Source organism: Streptomyces sp. NPDC034103 (assembly GCF_055575395.1).
In genome coordinates, this window is record NZ_JBVISS010000009.1 from 129,112 (window position 1) to 145,531 (window position 16,420).

The window sequence follows — 16,420 nt, forward strand, 5'->3', positions numbered from 1 at the left end:
ACCCCGTGACCGAGACCTCTCAGTCCCCGTCCCGCCGTGCGCTGATCGGCTGGGGCGGTGCCGGGCTCGCGCTCGGTGCCGCCGCGGCCGGCGGGGCGGTGGCGATGACCCACGCCGGCAACGACGTGGACCCGGCCGGTGCCGAGGCCGGTGGCGCCGTCGCGTTCCACGGCGCCCACCAGGCCGGTATCTCCACGCCGGTGCAGGACCGGCTGCACTTCGCCGCGTTCGACGTGAAGACCGAGGACCGCGCCGAGTTCGTGCAGATGCTGAAGGACTGGACGGCGGCAGCGCGGCGGATGACCGCCGGGCAGGCCGTCGGCGAGGGCGCCTTCGGCGGGCTGGCCGAGGCGCCGCCGGACGACACCGGTGAGGCGCTGGGTCTGAAGCCGTCACGGCTGACGCTCACCATCGGCTTCGGGCCGTCCCTGTTCGAGAAGTTCGGGCTGGGCGACCGCCGGCCGGAGGGCCTGTTCGAGCTGCCCCAGTTCGCCGGGGACGCCCTCGACAAGAACCGCAGCGGCGGCGACCTGTGCATCCAGGCCTGTGCGGACGATCCCCAGATCGCGGTGCACGCCATCCGCAACCTGGCCCGGATCGGGTTCGGCAAGGTCGTCATCCGCTGGTCGCAGCTCGGCTTCGGCAAGACCTCCTCCACGACCCCCGAGGCGCAGACCCCGCGCAACCTCATGGGGTTCAAGGACGGCACCCGCAACATCGCGGGGACCGAGACGGACCGGCTGAAGAAGTTCGTGTGGGTCTCCGGCCAGGACGGGCCCGACTGGATGGTCGGCGGCTCCTACCTCGTCGCCCGCCGGATCCGGATGCACATCGAGACCTGGGACCGCACCTCCCTGCAGGAGCAGGAGGACATCTTCGGCCGCGACAAGGGCGAGGGCGCCCCGGTCGGCAAGGCCAAGGAGCGCGACGAGCCGTTCCTGAAGGCGATGAAGCCCGACGCGCACGTCCGCCTCGCGCATCCCCACGCCAACCACGGGGCGACCATCCTGCGCCGCGGCTACTCCTTCACCGACGGCACGGACGGGCTCGGGCGGCTGGACGCGGGGCTGTTCTTCCTCGCCTACCAGCGTGATGTGCGCAAGGGGTTCGTGCAGATCCAGCGCAACCTGGCCACGGACGCGCTCAACGAGTACATCCAGCACGTGGGTTCGGCGGTGTTCGCCGTTCCGCCGGGCGTCCGTGACAAGGACGACTGGTGGGGCAGCACACTGTTCGCCAAGGAGGCGTGAGAGACCGTGTTCTCCAACTACCTGATCGGTCTGCGCGAGGGCCTGGAGGCCTCTCTCGTCGTCTGCATCCTCATCGCCTATCTGGTGAGGACGGGCCGCAGGGACGCGCTGAAGCCCATCTGGACGGGCATCGGCGTCGCTGTGGCGCTCGCGCTCGGCTTCGGGTGCGCGCTCGAATTCGGCTCCCAGGAGCTGACGTTCAAGGCGCAGGAGGCGCTCGGCGGCTCCCTGTCGATCATCGCGGTCGGCCTGGTGACCTGGATGGTCTTCTGGATGCGGCGCACCGCCCGGCACCTGAGGTCCGAACTGCACGGCAAGCTCGACGCGGCCCTTCAGATGGGCACCGGCGCGCTGGTCGCCACCGCGTTCCTCGCCGTCGGCCGGGAGGGCCTGGAGACCTCGCTGTTCGTGTGGACCTCGGTGCGCGCGGCCGGTGACGGCACCCCGCGCCCGGTGATCGGCGCCGCGCTCGGCATCGCCACGGCGGTCCTGCTGGGCTGGCTGTTCTACCGGGGCGCGCTGCGGATCAACCTCGCCAAGTTCTTCACCTGGACCGGCGGCATGCTGGTCGTGGTGGCGGCGGGCGTGCTGGCGTACGGCATCCACGACCTCCAGGAGGCCGACTGGGTGCCGGGCCTGGCGGACAAGGCCTTCGACATCTCCGGGACCATCCCGCCGGACAGCTGGTACGGCACCCTGCTCAAGGGCGTCCTCAACTTCCAGCCCGACCCGACGGTCCTCCAGGTCACGGTGTGGCTGCTGTACCTGATCCCGACGCTCGCCCTGTTCCTCGCCCCGGTAGGGTTCGCCTCCGGGAAGGGGAAGGTGAAGGCATCCGATGAGCAGGGATCGCAGCCCTCGAAGGCTCCGCAGGCTTGACCGGAGGGTGCTGGCAGCGGCCTCGGTGACCGCTTTGTCACTGACGGCGAGCGGCTGCGTGGTCGTCCACGGGGAGCGCGAGGTGCTCCCCGCGACGACCAGAGCCGAAGCCGCCGAGGCGCTCCGGGAGTTCACGGCCGCGTACAACAACGCCGACAAGGCGTACGACAGTTCCCTGGACGCGGACCACGTCACCGGGCCCCTCGCCGACATCGACGCGGCACGGCTGAAGGCCGGAAAGGTCAACAGCCCGGAGGGCAACACGGCGCACACCCCGCTGAAGCTGTCCGACGCGCGGTTCACCATCCCCAAGAAGGCCGGCTGGCCGCGCTGGTTCGTCGCCGACACCGCCGCCAACAAGGGCGGCAGCGCGCGCTGGCTGTTCGTGTTCACGCGCGACCGCCTGGACGAGCCGTTCCAGGTGGCGTACCTGACGCTGGTCGCCCCGGACGACGTACCGCGGTTCAAGACGGACAAGGACGGCTGGGCGGAGGCGGTCCCCGCCAACTCCACGGAACTGTCCGTGGCGCCGCGGCAGTTGAGCCAGGACTACGCCACGTACCTACAGGACGGCAAGGGCGGGACCTTCGCCGGCGGCTCGCACACCAGCGGGTGGCGCACCCAGCGCCAGAAGGACGCCAAGAAGCCCGGCCGGGTCACGCAGTACATCGACGAGCCGCTGACGAACGGCGACTACGCCCCGCTGGCGCTGCGCACCGAGGACGGGGGCGCGCTGGTGTTCTTCACCACCCGGCACTACATGAAGCAGACCGCCTACGCGGGCACCCAACTCCCCGGCCAGACCGCGGCCGTGGACGCCCTGACGACCGGCGAGGTCAAGCAGTCGCTGACGATGGAGTTCGTCTCCAACGAGGTCGCCCTCGACCCGGCGAGGGGCGCCGGCGGCGGGCAGGTGACCGTGCTGGGACGGATCCAGGGGCTGACGGCCGCGAAGGGCGAGTAGGACCGGCCGGCGGCCCTCAGCCGCGCAGGGGCCAGGCGGCGGAGGCGTGGTCGGGCTCCTCGCCGGCGTGGCGGGCGCAGGCGTCGGTGAGGGTCTCCAGCAGGCTCAGCGGGTCGGGCAGCGGATGCTCCGGGCCGCGCACCCAGTGCACCCGGGGGCCGTCACCGGGGAGCCGGGCGGGCGGTACGAGGACATAGGAGCCGCGGCAGTGCCAGCGGAGGCCGGGGTGCTCGTCCATGGTCTCGGGGTGGCAGTCCAGCTCGCAGGGCCACCACTCGTCCTCGTCCTCGGGGGTGCCGCGGGTGAGGGTGAAGAACATCAGCCGGCCGTCGTCGCTCTCGGCGACCGGGCCGACCTCGATCCCGGAGGCGAGCAGCCGCTCCAGGGCCTCGCGCCCTGCCTCCAGGGGCAGGTCCAGGACGTCGTGCACCATGCCGGTGGCGGTGATGAAGTTGGCCTGCGGCTGATGCCGGGCCCAGCGCTCGATCTGACCGCGGTCGGTGGTGGACTGCGTCTGCCAAGCGAAGGAGACGGGGTGCCGGGCGGGGGTGGGACAGCCGACCCGGTCGCAGGAACACCGGTAGCCGGGGGCCGGGTGCGCGGCGGGCGCGAGGGGCAGTCCCGCCTCGACGGCGGCCAGCAGCAGGGCCTCACGGCCGCCCTCGTCGGCGGCCTCCTTCGGGCGGCGTCCGCGCAGCCACTGGGTGAGTTTGCCCTGCAGGCCGGTCCGGCCGCCGAACTCCGCGCTCATCTATCCCCTCGCCTCGCTGTGGTGCCGTCAACATGCCCTATGGTCCCACCATCCTGCGCTCCAGGGGCCCGGAGCCGACAACCGGGGTAGGTGGGACAGGCCGTACCGGGAACGGGGATCGGGTGTCATCGCCCACTTTGGCGGGATTTGCACGTCGGCGTCCTACCGTGGTCGTCATGGTCACAAGGATCGCGCTGACGGGCCTGGCTTCGGCCGTTTCCCTGGTCTCGCTGACGGGACCGACGATGCCGCTGGAGTGGGGGCCCGCACCACTCACCGTCGACTCGCTCCCCCGTGTGACCTACGTCGCCCATCGCGGCGGCGCCCGCGAGGTGCCCGAGAACAGCATGTCGGGACTGATGGCCGCCTACGGGCGCGGTACGGCGCACGTGCTCGACTTCGACACCCGCATGCTGCGCGACGGCACGCTGGTCGTGATGCACGATCCGCTGCTCGACCGCACGACGTACCTGGGCGGCGAGGTGCACCGGCTCGACGCCCGGGAATGGCGGGGCGTGCGGCTGCGCCCGAAGGCGTCCCTGCCCGGCAGCTGGCGCTCGGAGGGGCCCCCGACGGTGGCCCGGGTGCTGGACGCGTTCGGCGGGCGGGTCGTGCTGATGCTGGAGGCGAAGGACCCGCGCAGCCTCACCCCGCTGGCGGCGCTGATCCGCTCGCGGGGCCTGAGCCGCTCGGTGGTGGTCCACTCCAACGATCCGTCGCTGGCCCGGCGGGCCCACGCGAGGGGCCTGGTGACCGGCCTGTGGCGGTCGGCCCGGCAGCTGCGCACCGACCGCCCCGAGCGATGGCGGTCCTTTGTGGACGTCCTGGACGTCGACCACCGGGCGCGCGACGCCGACCTGGTCCGCGCGGCCGCCTCCGGCGTCCGGCGGGTGTGGGCGCACACAGTGGTGACGCCGGCGCAGCGGGACCGGGTGCTGGCCCTCGGCTGCGACGGGGTGGTCACGGATACGCCGGGCCGCCTGGCACGGGTGCCCCGGCGGGCGCTCCGGCAGGGCCTTCAGCGCGGGACCAGGCCATAGAGCGCGTAGTCGACGAGGGTGTCCGTGTAGGCGTGGTCGATGGGCGCGGTGTGCTGGAGCCAGCGCTGGGCGAGCGGCGAGACGAACAGCTCCAGGGCGATGCGCGGGTCGATGTCCGGGCGGACGTCACCGGCGGCCTGGGCCGCGCGCAGCCGGTCGACGTAGAGCTGGAGCGAGGGTTCGAGGAGCTTGGCGACCAGTTCCCGGCCGAGCGGTTCGTTGACGACGCCCTCGGCGGCCAGGGCCCGGGACGGCACCTCGAAACGGGGGTCGCGCAGCTCGTCGACGGTGGCCCGCAGGACGGTCCTCAGGTCGGCGGCCAGGTCGCCGGTGTCGGGGAAGGCGTGCGGCTGCTGGCCGGCCTCCTGGGCGGAGCGCTCCGCGAGGTCCAGGAAGGCCTCCATCAGCACCTCCGCCTTCGACGACCACCAGCGGTAGATCGTCTGCTTGCCGACGCCGGCGCGGGCGGCGATGCCCTCGATGGTGGTCTTGGAGTAGCCGACCTCGCCGACGAGGGCGAGGGCGGCGTCGTAGATGGCGCGGCGGGACTTCTCGCTGCGGCGGGTGGTGTCGGGGGCGGACTGCTTGGCCATGGGGCGACGGTAGCAGGGCGGGGAGACGGGGCGTCTCGCCCGAACGGCGGGCGCCGACCGGGACACCGGGTCCTGCACCGCCGGGTGTGCCCCGCCGGGTGTGCCCCGCTCCCTAATCCGCCGGCGGCCACTCGTCGCCCCAGTCCGCGTCGCGGGCCGCCTTGTACAGGGCGCCGTGTTTCTTCGTCACCGTCCGGCGGGTCAGCCGCTGCTCCGGCTCGCAGAGGTCCAGGAGGACCTGGCCCTTGCGGATCTGGGGGCGCCGGACCACGCGGGAGGCGGCCGGTGCCACGGGGAAGCGCGCGGCGGCGACGTAGCTGAACTTCTCGTCCTCGTACGCCAGCGAGCCGCCCTTGACCTGACGGTGGAGGGAGGACCGGCTGACCCGGGCCGAGAAGTGGCACCAGTCCTCGCCCGGCACGATCGGGCACGCGGCGCTGTGCGGGCAGGGCGCGGCGACCTGGAAGCCGGCGCCGATCAGCCGGTCGCGGGCCTCGATCACCCGGGCGTACCCGGCCGGGGTGCCCGCCTCGACGATCACCACCGCCTGTCCGGCGGACGCGGCGGCATCCACGAGGGCGGTGCGGTCGGCGGGGGTGAGCTCGTTGAGGACGTACGAGACGGTGACGAGGTCCGTGGCGTCCAGGGTCAGCGCCGTGCCGATCCTCGATCGCCGCCAGCTCGCCTCCCGCAGGTCGGGGTTGGCCGCCGCGATCTCCCGGCCGAGGGCCAGCGCGGGCTCGGCCCAGTCCAGGACGGTGACGGGCCGGGTGCCGGACCAGGTCGCGCTCACCGCCCAGGTCGCCGCGCCGGTGCCACCGCCGACGTCGACATGACCGGCCGGGGTCCAGTCGGGCACCGCCGCCGCGAACGCCTCCAGCGCCGACCGCACCGCCTCGAAGGTCGCCGGCATCCGGTACGCGGCGTACGCGGCGACGTCCGCGCGGTCGCGGAGGATGGGGGCGTCGGTGGGGGTCGCCCCGCGGTAGGCGGCGATCAGCCGGTCGACGGCCTGGGCGGCCTGCTTCGGGGGGAGGCCGTCGAGGAGGTCGGCGAGGGTGCGGCGGAGGGTCTCGGCCGGGGGGGCGGGGGCGTTCACCCGGTGATTCTATGGGCGTCGGTGCGGGGTCGGGCCTCGGCGTTTCCCCGCCCCCACCACCGCTGCCGATCGCACACCGACGCCGGAACCGACACCGACGCCGACAAGTGCGGCCCCGCCGGACAGAAGGGCGCTCACGCCCCCCGTACCGCCCGCGCCACCCGCGTCGCCGCCCGTGCTCGCGGTCCGCTGTCCGCCCCGCGCCGCCGCGGATGCACGGCGTTCGACAGCAGCACCAGGAACGTGTCCGTCGCCCGGTCCAGCACCAGGGACGTGCCCGTGAAGCCGGTGTGGCCCGCGGCTCCCCGTCCCGCCAGTTCGCCCATGAACCACGGCTGGTCCAGGGCGAAGCCCAGGCCGGGCGGGGTCAGCAGGAGGTCGACGAAGTCGGGGCCGAGGATGCGGGCGGGCCCGTACGCGCCGCCCGCCAGCAGGGCCCGGCAGAAGACGGCGAGGTCCCGGCCGGTGGAGAAGAGCCCGGCGTGGCCCGCGACCCCGCCCAGCGCCCAGGCGTTCTCGTCGTGGACGACGCCCCGCAGCATCCCGCGGTCCGCCTTGGCCCAGGGCCGCCGCTGGTGCTCGGTCGCCGCCGCTCCGGGGCACGGTCCGAAGGCGGTCGCCGTCATGCCCAGGGGGCGGGTGATGCCGTCGTGGACGAGGACGTCCAGACCCCGGCCGGTGAGGCGTTCCAGGACGTGCTGGAGCAGGAGCAGGTTGAGATCGGAGTACGTGTAGGTGCCGGGCACGCCGACGGGGGCCTCCGCCCGCAGCATCTCCAGCCGTTCCTCGTCACCCGCGCAGTCGTACAGCGGGAGTTCCGGCCGCAGCCCGGAGGTGTGCGTCAGCAGCTCCCGTACCGTCACCCCGTGCTCGGCCGCGGCCCGGAAGTCCGGCAGGTAGGCGCCCACCCGGGCGTCGATGCCGAGCGTGCCCCGTTCGATCTGCTGCATCGCGGCGACCGCGGTGAACAGCTTGGTCAGGGAGGCGAGGTCGAAGGGCGTGGCCACGGTCATGGGGACGCGGCTCCCGCGCGGCAGCTCCACCCCCGCGTCGGCCTCGGGGTCGTAGGAGGCGTAGCGGACCGCCCAGCCCGCCGCCGCCTCGACGGCGATCACCGGGCCGCGTCCGGCGACCACGACGGTGCCCGCGGCCCAGGGGCGTTCGCCGACGGTGAGGTCGTGGACCTCCTGGACGAGGTGGTCCAGCTCCCCGGGGTCGAGTCCGGCCCGTTCCGGTGTGTCGCTGCGCAGTCTCGGCGCGCTCAGCTCCCTGCTCCCTCCGCGATCGCACGTCTGTTCCAAGGACGGCACAGTCCCATGAAACAGGCGAGCGCGACCAGTGCCGACACGACCTGGACCACGGCCATCGGCACGGCGGTGTCCTCCCCGGCGATGCCGACCAGCGGGGAGGCGACGGCCCCGATGAGGAAGGAGGACGTGCCCAGCAGGGCGGAGGCGGACCCCGCGGAGTGCTTGGTGCGCAGCAGGGCGAGGGACTGGGCGTTGGGCAGGGTGAGGCCCATCGCCGACATCAGGACGAACAGGGCCGCGGCCACCGGGACCAGACCGGCCTCGCCGAAGACGCCGAGCGCCATCAGCAGCAGCGCGCTCGCCGCGGTGATCACGATCGCCAGCCCGAGGCCCAGCACCTTCTCCAGGGCGACCCGCCCGACCAGCAGCTTGCCGTTGATCTGGCCGACGACGACCAGGCCGATCGAGTTCACGGCGAACAGCAGGCTGAAGGTCTGCGGCGAGGCACCGTAGATCTCCTGGACCACGAACGGCGAGGCCGAGATGTACGCGAACAGCGCGGCGAAGGCGAAGCCGCCCGCGAGCATGAAGCCGGTGAACGGCAGGTCGCGAAGGAGCGCGCCCATCGAGCGCAGGGCCACGCCGACCCCGCCGCCGTGGCGCAGCTCCACCGGCAGGGTCTCGGGCAGCCTGGCCCACACCAGCACGGCCAGCAGCACACCGATCACCGTCAGCACCACGAACACGCCCCGCCAGTCCGTCACCCGCAGGATCTGGCCGCCGATGACCGGCGCGACGATCGGGGCGACCCCGCCGATCAGCATCAGCGTGGAGAAGAAACGGGCCATGGCCACACCGTCGTAGAGATCGCGTACGACGGCCCGGGCGATCACTATCGCGGCCGCGCCCGCGAGTCCCTGGGTGAGCCGGAAGGCGACCAGGGTCTCGACGGTGGGCGCCAGCGCGCACAGGACGGTGGCGACGACGTAGACCGCGAGGCCCGCCAGCAGCGGACGGCGGCGGCCCCAGCGGTCGCTCATCGGGCCGACCACGAGCTGGCCGAGGGCCATGCCGAGGAGACAGGCGGTGAGGGTGAGCTGGACCGTCGCGGCGGGCGCGTGCAGGGAGTTCGTGACCTGCGGGAGCGCGGGGAGGTACATGTCCATCGCCAGCGGCGGCGTGGCGGTCAGCCCGCCGAGGACGAAGGTCACGAGCAGGCCCGTGCGGCGCGGGGCACGAGTGGGCGGCTGCGCCGCCGCAGCCGCCTGTTCCCGTTGTGGTGTCGACGCCCCGCTGTCGGGCATGTGCCCCTCCCTCTCCTCCGGATCCGCCACCTATGCTCTCAGCTCGTACGAAGTGCCGGGTGTCGGGCGAGTGAGGGCGGGCGCGGGGATGACGGAACAGAAGGTGCGCTGGGGAATCCTGGCGACCGGCGGGATAGCGGCGGCGTTCACGGCGGATCTGGTGGATCTGCCGGACGCGGAGGTCGTGGCGGTGGCGTCACGGAGCGAGGAGTCCGCGAAGGCGTTCGCGGAGCGGTTCGGGATCGAGCGGGCGTACGGCGACTGGGGCGCGCTGGCCGAGGACGCGGACATCGATGTCGTGTACGTCGCCACCCCGCACGCGGCGCACCGGACGGCCGCCGGGCTGTGCCTGGAGGCCGGGCGGAACGTGCTGTGCGAGAAGGCGTTCACGCTGAACGCGCGCGAGGCGGAGGAACTGGTCGCCCTGGCACGGGAGCGCGGGAGCTTCCTGATGGAAGCCATGTGGATGTACTGCAACCCCCTGATCCGCCGGCTCAAGGCGCTGGTGGACGACGGCGCGATCGGCGAGGTGCGCCACGTCCAGGCCGACTTCGGGCTCGCGGGCCCCTTCCCGCCCAGCCACCGGCTGCGCGACCCGGCCCAGGGCGGCGGCGCGCTCCTCGACCTCGGTGTGTATCCGGTGTCGTTCACCCAGCTGCTGCTCGGGGAGCCCTCGGACATCACGGCCCGCGCGACCCTCTCCGAGGAGGGCGTCGACCTCCAGACCGGCGCCCTGCTGTCCTGGGACGGCGGCGCGCTCGCCTCGGTGCACTGCTCGATCATCGGCGGTACGGCGACCTCCGCGTCGGTGACCGGCTCGCTGGGCCGCATCGACGTCCCGTCCGGGTTCTTCTTCCCGGAGCGGTTCGTGCTGCACCGGGACGGCCGTGAACCGGAGGAGTTCACGGCCGAGGCCGGCCCGCGCAACAGCCTCAAGCACGAGGCGGTCGAGGTGATGCGGGCGCTGCGGGCCGGCGAGACCGAGTCACCGCTGGTGCCGCTGGACGGCACGCTCGCGGTGATGCGGACCATGGACGCGATCCGGGACCGCGTCGGCGTCCGCTACCCGGGAGAGCTCGCCCGGGAGGTTGTCACGCCGGTTTGAGCCCCGGGTTCCCCGCCTCCGTGACGAAGGAGGCGGCCGTGGTGATCGGCGCCCCGGGAGTGGTGACGTAGGGCAGCATCTTGAAGTCGGCGCGTGCCTGGGACCGGTCGAGGGTGACCGTGGTGTAGCCGCGCCGGCCGTCGTAGAACTTCAGGTGCGGGTTGGCGGACGTGTACGTGGGCCAGTTCGGCGGCTTCTCGGCCCCGTCCCTGCCGCTGGCGACCGAGGTGGTGACGATCTCGGTGCCGAGGGTGCGGGAGGCGGGGTCGCCGAAGTCGTCCTTGATGTCGAAGGCGTACCCGACGTGCACGTCGCCGGTGAGGACCATCAGGTTCTCGACCCCGGCCGCCTTGGCGCCGTCCAGGATGCGGCGACGGGAGGCCGGGTAACCGTCCCAGGCGTCCATGGAGAGCTCGGCGACGGGGTTGAGGTCCAGCCGGCGCTGGGAGAAGCAGACCTGCTGGGCGACGACGTTCCACACCGCCTGCGACGCGTTCCAGCCGCCGAGCAGCCAGCTCTCCTGTGCCGTGCCGGTCATGGTCCGTGCCGGGTCCTCGGACTCGGGGCCCGGGACGTGCCTGGCCCCGCCGTAGGCCTGGTCGGAGCGGTATTGGCGGGTGTCGAGGATGTCGAACTGGGCCAGCGGGCCCCACTGGAGCCGTCGGTAGAGCTGCATGTCGGGCCCGACGGGCAGCTGGGGCGCGCGCAGTGGCTGGTTCTCCCAGTAGGCACGGTAGGCGGCGGCGCGGCGCAGCAGGAACTGCTCGGGCGGGACGTCGTTCTCGGGGACGGAGCCGGCGTAGTTGTTCTCGGTCTCGTGGTCGTCGAAGGTGACCACGAAGGGGTGCCTGGCGTGGGCCGCCCGCAGGTCGGGGTCGGTCTTGTAGAGGGCGTAGCGCAGCCGGTAGTCCTCCAGCGTGGTGGCCTCCTTGTTGAACCCGGGCGGCAGCACCTGGTCGGTGTACTTGCGGGCGCCGCCGGCCCCGTTGACGGCGTACTCGTAGAGGTAGTCGCCGAGGTGGAGGACGAGGTCGACGTCGTCCTGGGCGAGGTGGCGGTGGGCCGTGAAGTAGCCGTCGTGGTAGGCCTGGCAGGAGACGGCGGCCAAGGTCAGGGAGGAGACCGGGCTGCCGGCGGCGGGCGCGGTGCGGGTACGGCCGGTCTCGCTGAGCCAACCGCCCGCCCGGAAGCGGTAGTAGAGGACGCGGCCGGGGGTCAGGCCCTCGACCTCGACGTGCACGGTGTGGTGGAACTCCGGGTGGGCGACGGCCGTGCCCTTGGCGACGACCGCCGCGAACGTCTCGTCCAGGGCCACCTCCCAGTCGACGGCGACGCGTTCGGCGGGCAGTCCGCCGTCGGGCTGGTAGGGGGCGGGCGCGAGCCGGGTCCACAGGACGACCGAGCCGGGTTGCGGATCCCCTGAGGCGACACCGAGCGTGAAGGGGAAGTCGGTGATGCGGGCCGCGTCGAGTTCGGCGGCGGCCGCCGTACCGGTCGCGGGCAGGTCCACGGCGAAGGCGAGCGCGGCGGCTGCGGCGGTCAGGCCCAAAAAGCGCCGACGGCCGACATGGCGGGCGGCGGCGCGCAGTTCACGGCGGTCCGTCTGCGACCGGCCGGGTGTGATGGTCATTCTTTTTCCTCCCGTCACAGTTGAGGGAGGAGAGCGGCGCGAAGCGGCGCCGACACACGCGCGCAGGGGCGACAGCACCCGGATGGCGGACGGGCGCTTCCGTATCGCGGACGTTCATTTACGCTGCGCGCTCATGGACATCCAAAGGACGAGGATCGCCGTGGTGACCGGAGCGGGCTCCGGGATCGGCCGCGCGGTCGCCGTGGAACTGCTGCGCACGGGCTGGTCGGTGGCGCTGGCCGGGCGGCGGACCGAGACACTTCAGGAGACGGCGGCCCTCGTGCCCGAGAGCGCCTGTCTCGCCGTACGGACAGACGTCTCACGGCCCGACGAGGTGGCCGCGCTCTTCGCCGCGGCCGTGGAGCGCTTCGGCCGGGTCGACCTGCTGTTCAACAACGCGGGGACGTTCGGGCCCGGCGGGGTGCCCGTGGAGGAGCTGCCGTACGACGCGTGGCGGCATGTGGTGGACACCAACCTCAACGGGGCGTTCCTGTGCGCGCAGGCGGCGTACCGGCAGATGAAGGAGCAGGACCCGCAGGGCGGCCGGATCATCAACAACGGGTCCATCTCGGCCCATACGCCCCGCCCGCACTCCGTCGCCTACACCGCGACCAAGCACGCCCTGACCGGGCTCACCAAGTCACTGTCGCTGGACGGGCGGCCGTACGGGATCGCGGTGGGGCAGATCGACATCGGGAACGCGGCGACCGACATGACCGCGCGCATGCAGACCGGCGCGCTCCAGGCCAACGGCGAGGTCGCGCCCGAGCCGGTGATGGACGTCGCCGACGTGGCGCGCACGGTACGGCACATGGCGGAGCTGCCGCTGGCGGCGAACGTGCAGTTCGCGACGGTGCTGGCGACGGCGATGCCGTACGTGGGGCGCGGCTGAGGGCGTGGTGGAGGGGGTGAGGGAGGAGGTGAGGGGGGTGAGGGAGGGCGCGGCGGAGGGCGTGATGCAGGGCGTGGTGGAGGGCGCGATCTGCACAACCGGAATCTGCGAATCCGGTCCATTCGGGCCGGTGACGGACTTATGCTCTACATCTCCTTCATCAGAGCTTCACATCTGGAGCGGTGAGCTCCCGCAGACCGAACCCGAGGGGGGAGGCGGCAGCCGTCCCGTCACACCGGATGGGGGTGGGCCTCGCGAGCGACCGCGAGGGACACACCGGTGGGCGGCACGGCTGCCGCGCAGTCCACGACCGGCCAGTCCCCAGGCCGGTCCCCCTGGGTGGGATCGCTCAGCGTTCCAGGATTGCGTTGATCTCGGTCAACTGGGCGGCGGTGAGCGGCCCTTTCTCCATCGCCCCCGCGTTCTGCTCCGCCTGCTCGACGGAACGGAACCCGGGAATGGGCACCGTGCGCGGACTGCGCGCCCAGATCCAGGCGAGGGCGCCCTGGGCCAGGGTGCGGCCGTTGCTGGTGAGGAGGGAGCGGAGGGCGTCGATGCGGGCCAGCCAGTCGGCGTCGGCTCCTTCGGTGGTGAAGCCCCGCATCCAGGTCGGCGGCGTGCTGCGGATGTCGCCGGTGTCCTGGGGGCCTTGGCGCTTGCCGGCCAGCAAACCCATCGCCAGCGGACTGCGGTTGATGCTCGCGAGGCCCGACTCCTCGCACAGGGCCAGCATGTCGGGGGCGTCCTGAAGGACGTTCAGCGCGTGCTGGACGGCCACGCAGTGCTCCCCCTCGGCGAACACCGCGGCGCGGGCCGGGTCGTCGGTGCTCCAGGCGTAGGCGCGGATGAGGCCCTCGCGCACCAACTCCTCGCAGGCGTCGCGCAGTCGGGCGCCGTGCTCGGGGTGGGCGTCGGAGAGATGGAACTGGTACAGGTCGACGTAGTCGGTGCCGAGGCGGGCGAGGGAGGCCGTGAGAGCCTCGCGGAGGTACTCCGTCGAGGCGTCCTGGCCGGTGAGCGTGCGGGTGCGCTCGTCGAAGAGGTTGCCCCACTTGGTGGCGACGACCACCTCCGCACGGCGCTTGCCGAGGGCACGGCCCAGCACCCGCTCGCTGTGCCCGGTGCCGTAGACGTCGGCGGTGTCGAAGAAGGTCACGCCGAGGTCGAGGGCGCGCCGGATCGCCCGTACGGACTCGTCGTCGTCGACCTTGCCCCAGCCGAGGGGCTGTCCGTCGAGGGTGGACCACTCGCCGCCGATGGCCCAGCAGCCGAAGCCGAGCGGGCTGACGTCCATGCCGCTGCGGCCCAACGTCCTGTGTGTCTGCGCGTTCGTGTCCATGGGAGGGACGCTAGGAGTTGAAGCGCACTTCAGGGCAAGGGCCTGCGCGAGGTCTTGTGGCTAGGCAGGTCTCGTGGCTGGGCAGGTCTCGTGGCTAGCCAGATCTCGTGGCTAGGCCTGGCCGGTCTCGAAGCGGGTGATCTTTTCGCCGTCCACCTCGAAGTGCCACTTGGTGCGCATCTCGCCCCAGGTGTCGTTGCTGTAGCGGGCGATGAGGTCGCGGCCGCCGCGGGACTCGTTGTCGACCTCCAGGTGACCGCGGGAGGAGAAGATCTCCCGGTCGACCCAGTCGTCGAGGTCACGGTCGGAGCCGTCGTCCGACATGGTCGCGCCGGGGGCGAGGAGAGCCATGAAGCCGTCGCGGTCGTGCGCGTTGACGGCGGTGACGAAGGCGCGGACCGCGGGGTCGCTGAGTTTGCCGGTCTGAATCGTCATGCCAGCCAGACTCACACCGCCGTCCCGGGCCCGCCACCCGAACGGCGGCGCGGGTGGCTCCCTCGGCTGTCGGGAGTGCGACGGTGGAAACGCGAGGGGGGTGTTCCTGTCCAACTGTCCCGGGAGTCATCGTGACCTCACACGCTTCGTCGTACGACCGCCGTGATCTGGGCCTGCTGTTGCTCCGGCTGGGGGCCGGGGGCGTACTGGCCGCGCACGGCGCGCAGAAGCTGCTCGGCTGGTTCGGCGGCCACGGAATCGAGGGGACCGGCCAGTTCATGGAGTCCGTCGGCTACTCCCCCGGCAAAGCGAGCGCCACCGCGGCGGGTCTAGCGGAGGCGGGCGGCGGCACCCTGCTGGCGCTGGGCCTGGCGACCCCGGCCGCGGGCGCGGCGGCCGCCGGCGGCATGGCGGGCGCGGCCGCCGTGCACGCCCCCAACGGCTTCTTCAACCAGTCCGGCGGCTTGGAGTACGCCGCCACGCTGGGGCTGGCCGCGACGGGACTGGCGATCACGGGCCCCGGCCGCCTCTCCCTCGACCACGCCCTCGGCCACGTCCTGGACCGGGGCTGGATGGTACCCACCGCCCTGGCGGCCACAGCCGCGGTGACGGCGGTGGTCGTGGGGGCACGCAACCGCCGCCTCCAGGAGAAGGAACGGCAGGAGCGGGCGGGGGTGGGCGAGGAGCAGGAGGCGTTGTTCGAGGGGTAGGGGCGGGGCGCTTCACGTGGATCGGGAGCCCGCTCTCCTACGATGACCCCCGTGACCGTCCCCGAGCAGCACCCCGCGCGACCGCCCCTGTGGTGGTGGCGGGCGCTGCTCGTGCCGGCTCTGCTGGCGGGGCTCATGGGCATGCATGCGCTGGCGCCGGGTGGCGCCGTCGCGGACGACCACCCGCACCCCGCTCCCCTGGCCGCCGTCTCCGTGTCGGCCACCCACGGCGACTGCGACGGCGCGGGCCACTGCGGCACGAGCCATGTCTCACACGCCGACACGACCTGCGCGGCGGCTGCGGTGAGCGGCAGGCCGGCACTGCCCGCACTGGTACCCGACCCGGTCGCCGACGTCGTACGAGACGACTCGCTGTGCGCGTACGTCGGCTCGTCCCCCGACAGCGCCCGCGCACCCCCGTCCCTGGCGGAACTCCAACTCCTGCGGATCTAGACGGCTCGGCGCACCGCGGCCGTACTCGACGCGGGTGCGCATCGGTATGTCCGGATCCCTTTTCATCCAGTCATCCAGCAGGAGTTCAAGCATGAGCACCACTCGTACGCGCAGCGCTGCCGTCATGACGGCGTCGGTGGCCGCCGCACTCGTCCTCGCGGCATGCGGTGGCAGTGACAGCGGCCACGACGGCGGACACGCGTCCCCGTCGGCGACCACCACCGCCGCCGCTGCCGGTACCCACAACGCCCAGGACGTCTCCTTCGCCCAGGGCATGATTCCGCACCACCGTCAGGCGCTGGAGATGGCGGAACTCGCCGCCGACCGGGCCTCCTCCCCCGAGGTCAAGAGCCTGGCCGCGCGGATCGAGAAGGCCCAGGACCCGGAGATCGAGACGCTGACCGGCTGGCTGAAGTCCTGGGGCGAGACCGTCCCGAACGCGGCGCACGGCTCGCACTCCGGCATGCCCGGCATGATGGACGGCGCCGCCATGACCGAGCTGGAGAAGGCGTCCGGCGAGGCCTTCGACGCGCGGTTCCTGACGCTGATGGTCGAACACCACGAGGGCGCGGTCGAGATGGCCGAGACGGAGAAGGCGAAGGGCGCGTACAAGCCCGCCACCGCCATGGCCGAAGACATCGTCACCGCGCAGTCCGCCGAGATCGAGGAGATGGACAAGCTCCTCGATCCCGCCGAGGACTGAGCGGACCGTGCCAAGCTGCGTCC

At 72.7% G+C, this 16,420-nt stretch carries 17 protein-coding genes; 9 read left to right on the forward strand and 8 right to left on the reverse strand.

The window, feature by feature from the left end; genetic code table 11:
* The first annotated feature begins 5 nt into the window (after nucleotides 1–5).
* From efeB to ACZ56U_RS21220, 3 genes are read left to right on the forward strand one after another with little or no spacing between them, the layout of a single operon-like run.
* A complete protein-coding gene (gene efeB / locus ACZ56U_RS21210; RefSeq protein ID WP_469085547.1) occupies nucleotides 6–1,250 on the forward strand; it encodes an iron uptake transporter deferrochelatase/peroxidase subunit in 1,245 nt (414 codons plus the stop codon).
* Nucleotides 1,251–1,256: 6 nt separating this feature from the next.
* A complete protein-coding gene (gene efeU, locus ACZ56U_RS21215; RefSeq protein ID WP_469085548.1) occupies nucleotides 1,257–2,129 on the forward strand; it encodes an iron uptake transporter permease EfeU in 873 nt (290 codons plus the stop codon).
* Nucleotides 2,089–3,093, forward strand: coding sequence for an SCO2278 family lipoprotein (locus ACZ56U_RS21220; protein WP_469085549.1), 1,005 nt, complete (start codon nucleotides 2,089–2,091; stop codon nucleotides 3,091–3,093). The genes efeU and ACZ56U_RS21220 overlap by 41 nt, the downstream gene beginning before the upstream one ends.
* A gap of 16 nt (nucleotides 3,094–3,109) precedes the next feature.
* On the opposite strand, the gene ACZ56U_RS21225 is transcribed toward ACZ56U_RS21220, so the two are convergent.
* A complete protein-coding gene (locus ACZ56U_RS21225) occupies nucleotides 3,110–3,844 on the reverse strand; it encodes a bifunctional DNA primase/polymerase (protein ID WP_469085550.1) in 735 nt (244 codons plus the stop codon).
* Nucleotides 3,845–4,020: 176 nt separating this feature from the next.
* On the opposite strand from ACZ56U_RS21225, the gene ACZ56U_RS21230 reads away from it, so the two are divergent.
* Nucleotides 4,021–4,884, forward strand: a complete 864-nt coding sequence (locus ACZ56U_RS21230) for a glycerophosphodiester phosphodiesterase (protein ID WP_469085551.1) — start codon at nucleotides 4,021–4,023, stop codon at nucleotides 4,882–4,884.
* Here the strand turns inward: ACZ56U_RS21230 and ACZ56U_RS21235 are convergent.
* The 4 genes from ACZ56U_RS21235 to ACZ56U_RS21250 all read right to left on the reverse strand — a co-directional run bounded on the left by ACZ56U_RS21235 (nucleotide 4,863) and on the right by ACZ56U_RS21250 (nucleotide 9,130).
* A complete protein-coding gene (locus ACZ56U_RS21235; protein WP_469085552.1) occupies nucleotides 4,863–5,477 on the reverse strand; it encodes a TetR/AcrR family transcriptional regulator in 615 nt (204 codons plus the stop codon). The genes ACZ56U_RS21230 and ACZ56U_RS21235 overlap by 22 nt on opposite strands.
* Before the next feature lie 112 nt (nucleotides 5,478–5,589).
* Nucleotides 5,590–6,576, reverse strand: a complete 987-nt coding sequence (locus tag ACZ56U_RS21240; protein ID WP_469085553.1) for a small ribosomal subunit Rsm22 family protein — start codon at nucleotides 6,574–6,576, stop codon at nucleotides 5,590–5,592.
* Nucleotides 6,577–6,710: 134 nt separating this feature from the next.
* Complete coding sequence (locus ACZ56U_RS21245; RefSeq protein WP_469085554.1) at nucleotides 6,711–7,886, reverse strand: serine hydrolase domain-containing protein; 1,176 nt, start codon at nucleotides 7,884–7,886, stop codon at nucleotides 6,711–6,713.
* Nucleotides 7,838–9,130, reverse strand: a complete 1,293-nt coding sequence (locus ACZ56U_RS21250; RefSeq protein WP_469085555.1) for a multidrug effflux MFS transporter — start codon at nucleotides 9,128–9,130, stop codon at nucleotides 7,838–7,840. Before ACZ56U_RS21250 ends, ACZ56U_RS21245 begins: the two co-directional genes overlap by 49 nt.
* Nucleotides 9,131–9,218: 88 nt before the next feature.
* Between ACZ56U_RS21250 and ACZ56U_RS21255 the strand changes: the two genes are divergently transcribed.
* Complete coding sequence (locus ACZ56U_RS21255; protein ID WP_469085556.1) at nucleotides 9,219–10,235, forward strand: Gfo/Idh/MocA family protein; 1,017 nt, start codon at nucleotides 9,219–9,221, stop codon at nucleotides 10,233–10,235.
* On the opposite strand, the gene ACZ56U_RS21260 is transcribed toward ACZ56U_RS21255, so the two are convergent.
* Nucleotides 10,222–11,865: an alkaline phosphatase D family protein gene (locus tag ACZ56U_RS21260; RefSeq protein WP_469085557.1), complete on the reverse strand. Its 1,644-nt coding sequence runs from the start codon at nucleotides 11,863–11,865 to the stop codon at nucleotides 10,222–10,224. The two genes, ACZ56U_RS21255 and ACZ56U_RS21260, sit on opposite strands and share 14 nt — an antisense overlap.
* A gap of 133 nt (nucleotides 11,866–11,998) precedes the next feature.
* On the opposite strand from ACZ56U_RS21260, the gene ACZ56U_RS21265 reads away from it, so the two are divergent.
* Nucleotides 11,999–12,757, forward strand: a complete 759-nt coding sequence (locus ACZ56U_RS21265; RefSeq protein ID WP_469085558.1) for an SDR family oxidoreductase — start codon at nucleotides 11,999–12,001, stop codon at nucleotides 12,755–12,757.
* Nucleotides 12,758–13,106: 349 nt separating this feature from the next.
* Here the strand turns inward: ACZ56U_RS21265 and ACZ56U_RS21270 are convergent, their stop codons facing one another.
* Together ACZ56U_RS21270 and ACZ56U_RS21275 are read right to left on the reverse strand one after the other, a co-directional pair.
* Nucleotides 13,107–14,096: an aldo/keto reductase gene (locus ACZ56U_RS21270; RefSeq protein WP_469085559.1), complete on the reverse strand. Its 990-nt coding sequence runs from the start codon at nucleotides 14,094–14,096 to the stop codon at nucleotides 13,107–13,109.
* Between the two features lie 111 nt (nucleotides 14,097–14,207).
* Complete coding sequence (locus ACZ56U_RS21275) at nucleotides 14,208–14,531, reverse strand: nuclear transport factor 2 family protein (protein WP_469085560.1); 324 nt, start codon at nucleotides 14,529–14,531, stop codon at nucleotides 14,208–14,210.
* A gap of 131 nt (nucleotides 14,532–14,662) precedes the next feature.
* Here ACZ56U_RS21275 and ACZ56U_RS21280 point away from each other — a divergent pair, with 131 nt between their 5' ends.
* The 3 genes from ACZ56U_RS21280 to ACZ56U_RS21290 all read left to right on the forward strand — a co-directional run bounded on the left by ACZ56U_RS21280 (nucleotide 14,663) and on the right by ACZ56U_RS21290 (nucleotide 16,397).
* A complete protein-coding gene (locus ACZ56U_RS21280) occupies nucleotides 14,663–15,241 on the forward strand; it encodes a DoxX family protein (protein WP_469085561.1) in 579 nt (192 codons plus the stop codon).
* A 42-nt stretch (nucleotides 15,242–15,283) separates the two neighbouring features.
* Entirely contained in the window at nucleotides 15,284–15,694 is a 411-nt protein-coding gene (locus ACZ56U_RS21285; RefSeq protein ID WP_469085562.1) for a DUF6153 family protein, read from the forward strand.
* A gap of 91 nt (nucleotides 15,695–15,785) precedes the next feature.
* Complete coding sequence (locus ACZ56U_RS21290; RefSeq protein WP_469085563.1) at nucleotides 15,786–16,397, forward strand: DUF305 domain-containing protein; 612 nt, start codon at nucleotides 15,786–15,788, stop codon at nucleotides 16,395–16,397.
* Nucleotides 16,398–16,420 lie beyond the last annotated feature (23 nt).

Coding starts and splice junctions, on each gene's coding strand:
- ACZ56U_RS21290 (WP_469085563.1), top strand. CDS start 15,786: ATGAGCACCACTCGTACGCGCAGCGCTGCCGTCATGACGGCGTCGGTG.
- ACZ56U_RS21255 (WP_469085556.1), top strand. CDS start 9,219: ATGACGGAACAGAAGGTGCGCTGGGGAATCCTGGCGACCGGCGGGATA.
- ACZ56U_RS21260 (WP_469085557.1), bottom strand. CDS start 11,865: ATGACCATCACACCCGGCCGGTCGCAGACGGACCGCCGTGAACTGCGC.
- ACZ56U_RS21285 (WP_469085562.1), top strand. CDS start 15,284: ATGACCCCCGTGACCGTCCCCGAGCAGCACCCCGCGCGACCGCCCCTG.
- ACZ56U_RS21275 (WP_469085560.1), bottom strand. CDS start 14,531: ATGACGATTCAGACCGGCAAACTCAGCGACCCCGCGGTCCGCGCCTTC.
- ACZ56U_RS21220 (WP_469085549.1), top strand. CDS start 2,089: ATGAGCAGGGATCGCAGCCCTCGAAGGCTCCGCAGGCTTGACCGGAGG.
- ACZ56U_RS21230 (WP_469085551.1), top strand. CDS start 4,021: ATGGTCACAAGGATCGCGCTGACGGGCCTGGCTTCGGCCGTTTCCCTG.
- ACZ56U_RS21235 (WP_469085552.1), bottom strand. CDS start 5,477: ATGGCCAAGCAGTCCGCCCCCGACACCACCCGCCGCAGCGAGAAGTCC.
- ACZ56U_RS21270 (WP_469085559.1), bottom strand. CDS start 14,096: ATGGACACGAACGCGCAGACACACAGGACGTTGGGCCGCAGCGGCATG.
- ACZ56U_RS21265 (WP_469085558.1), top strand. CDS start 11,999: ATGGACATCCAAAGGACGAGGATCGCCGTGGTGACCGGAGCGGGCTCC.
- ACZ56U_RS21250 (WP_469085555.1), bottom strand. CDS start 9,130: ATGCCCGACAGCGGGGCGTCGACACCACAACGGGAACAGGCGGCTGCG.
- ACZ56U_RS21225 (WP_469085550.1), bottom strand. CDS start 3,844: ATGAGCGCGGAGTTCGGCGGCCGGACCGGCCTGCAGGGCAAACTCACC.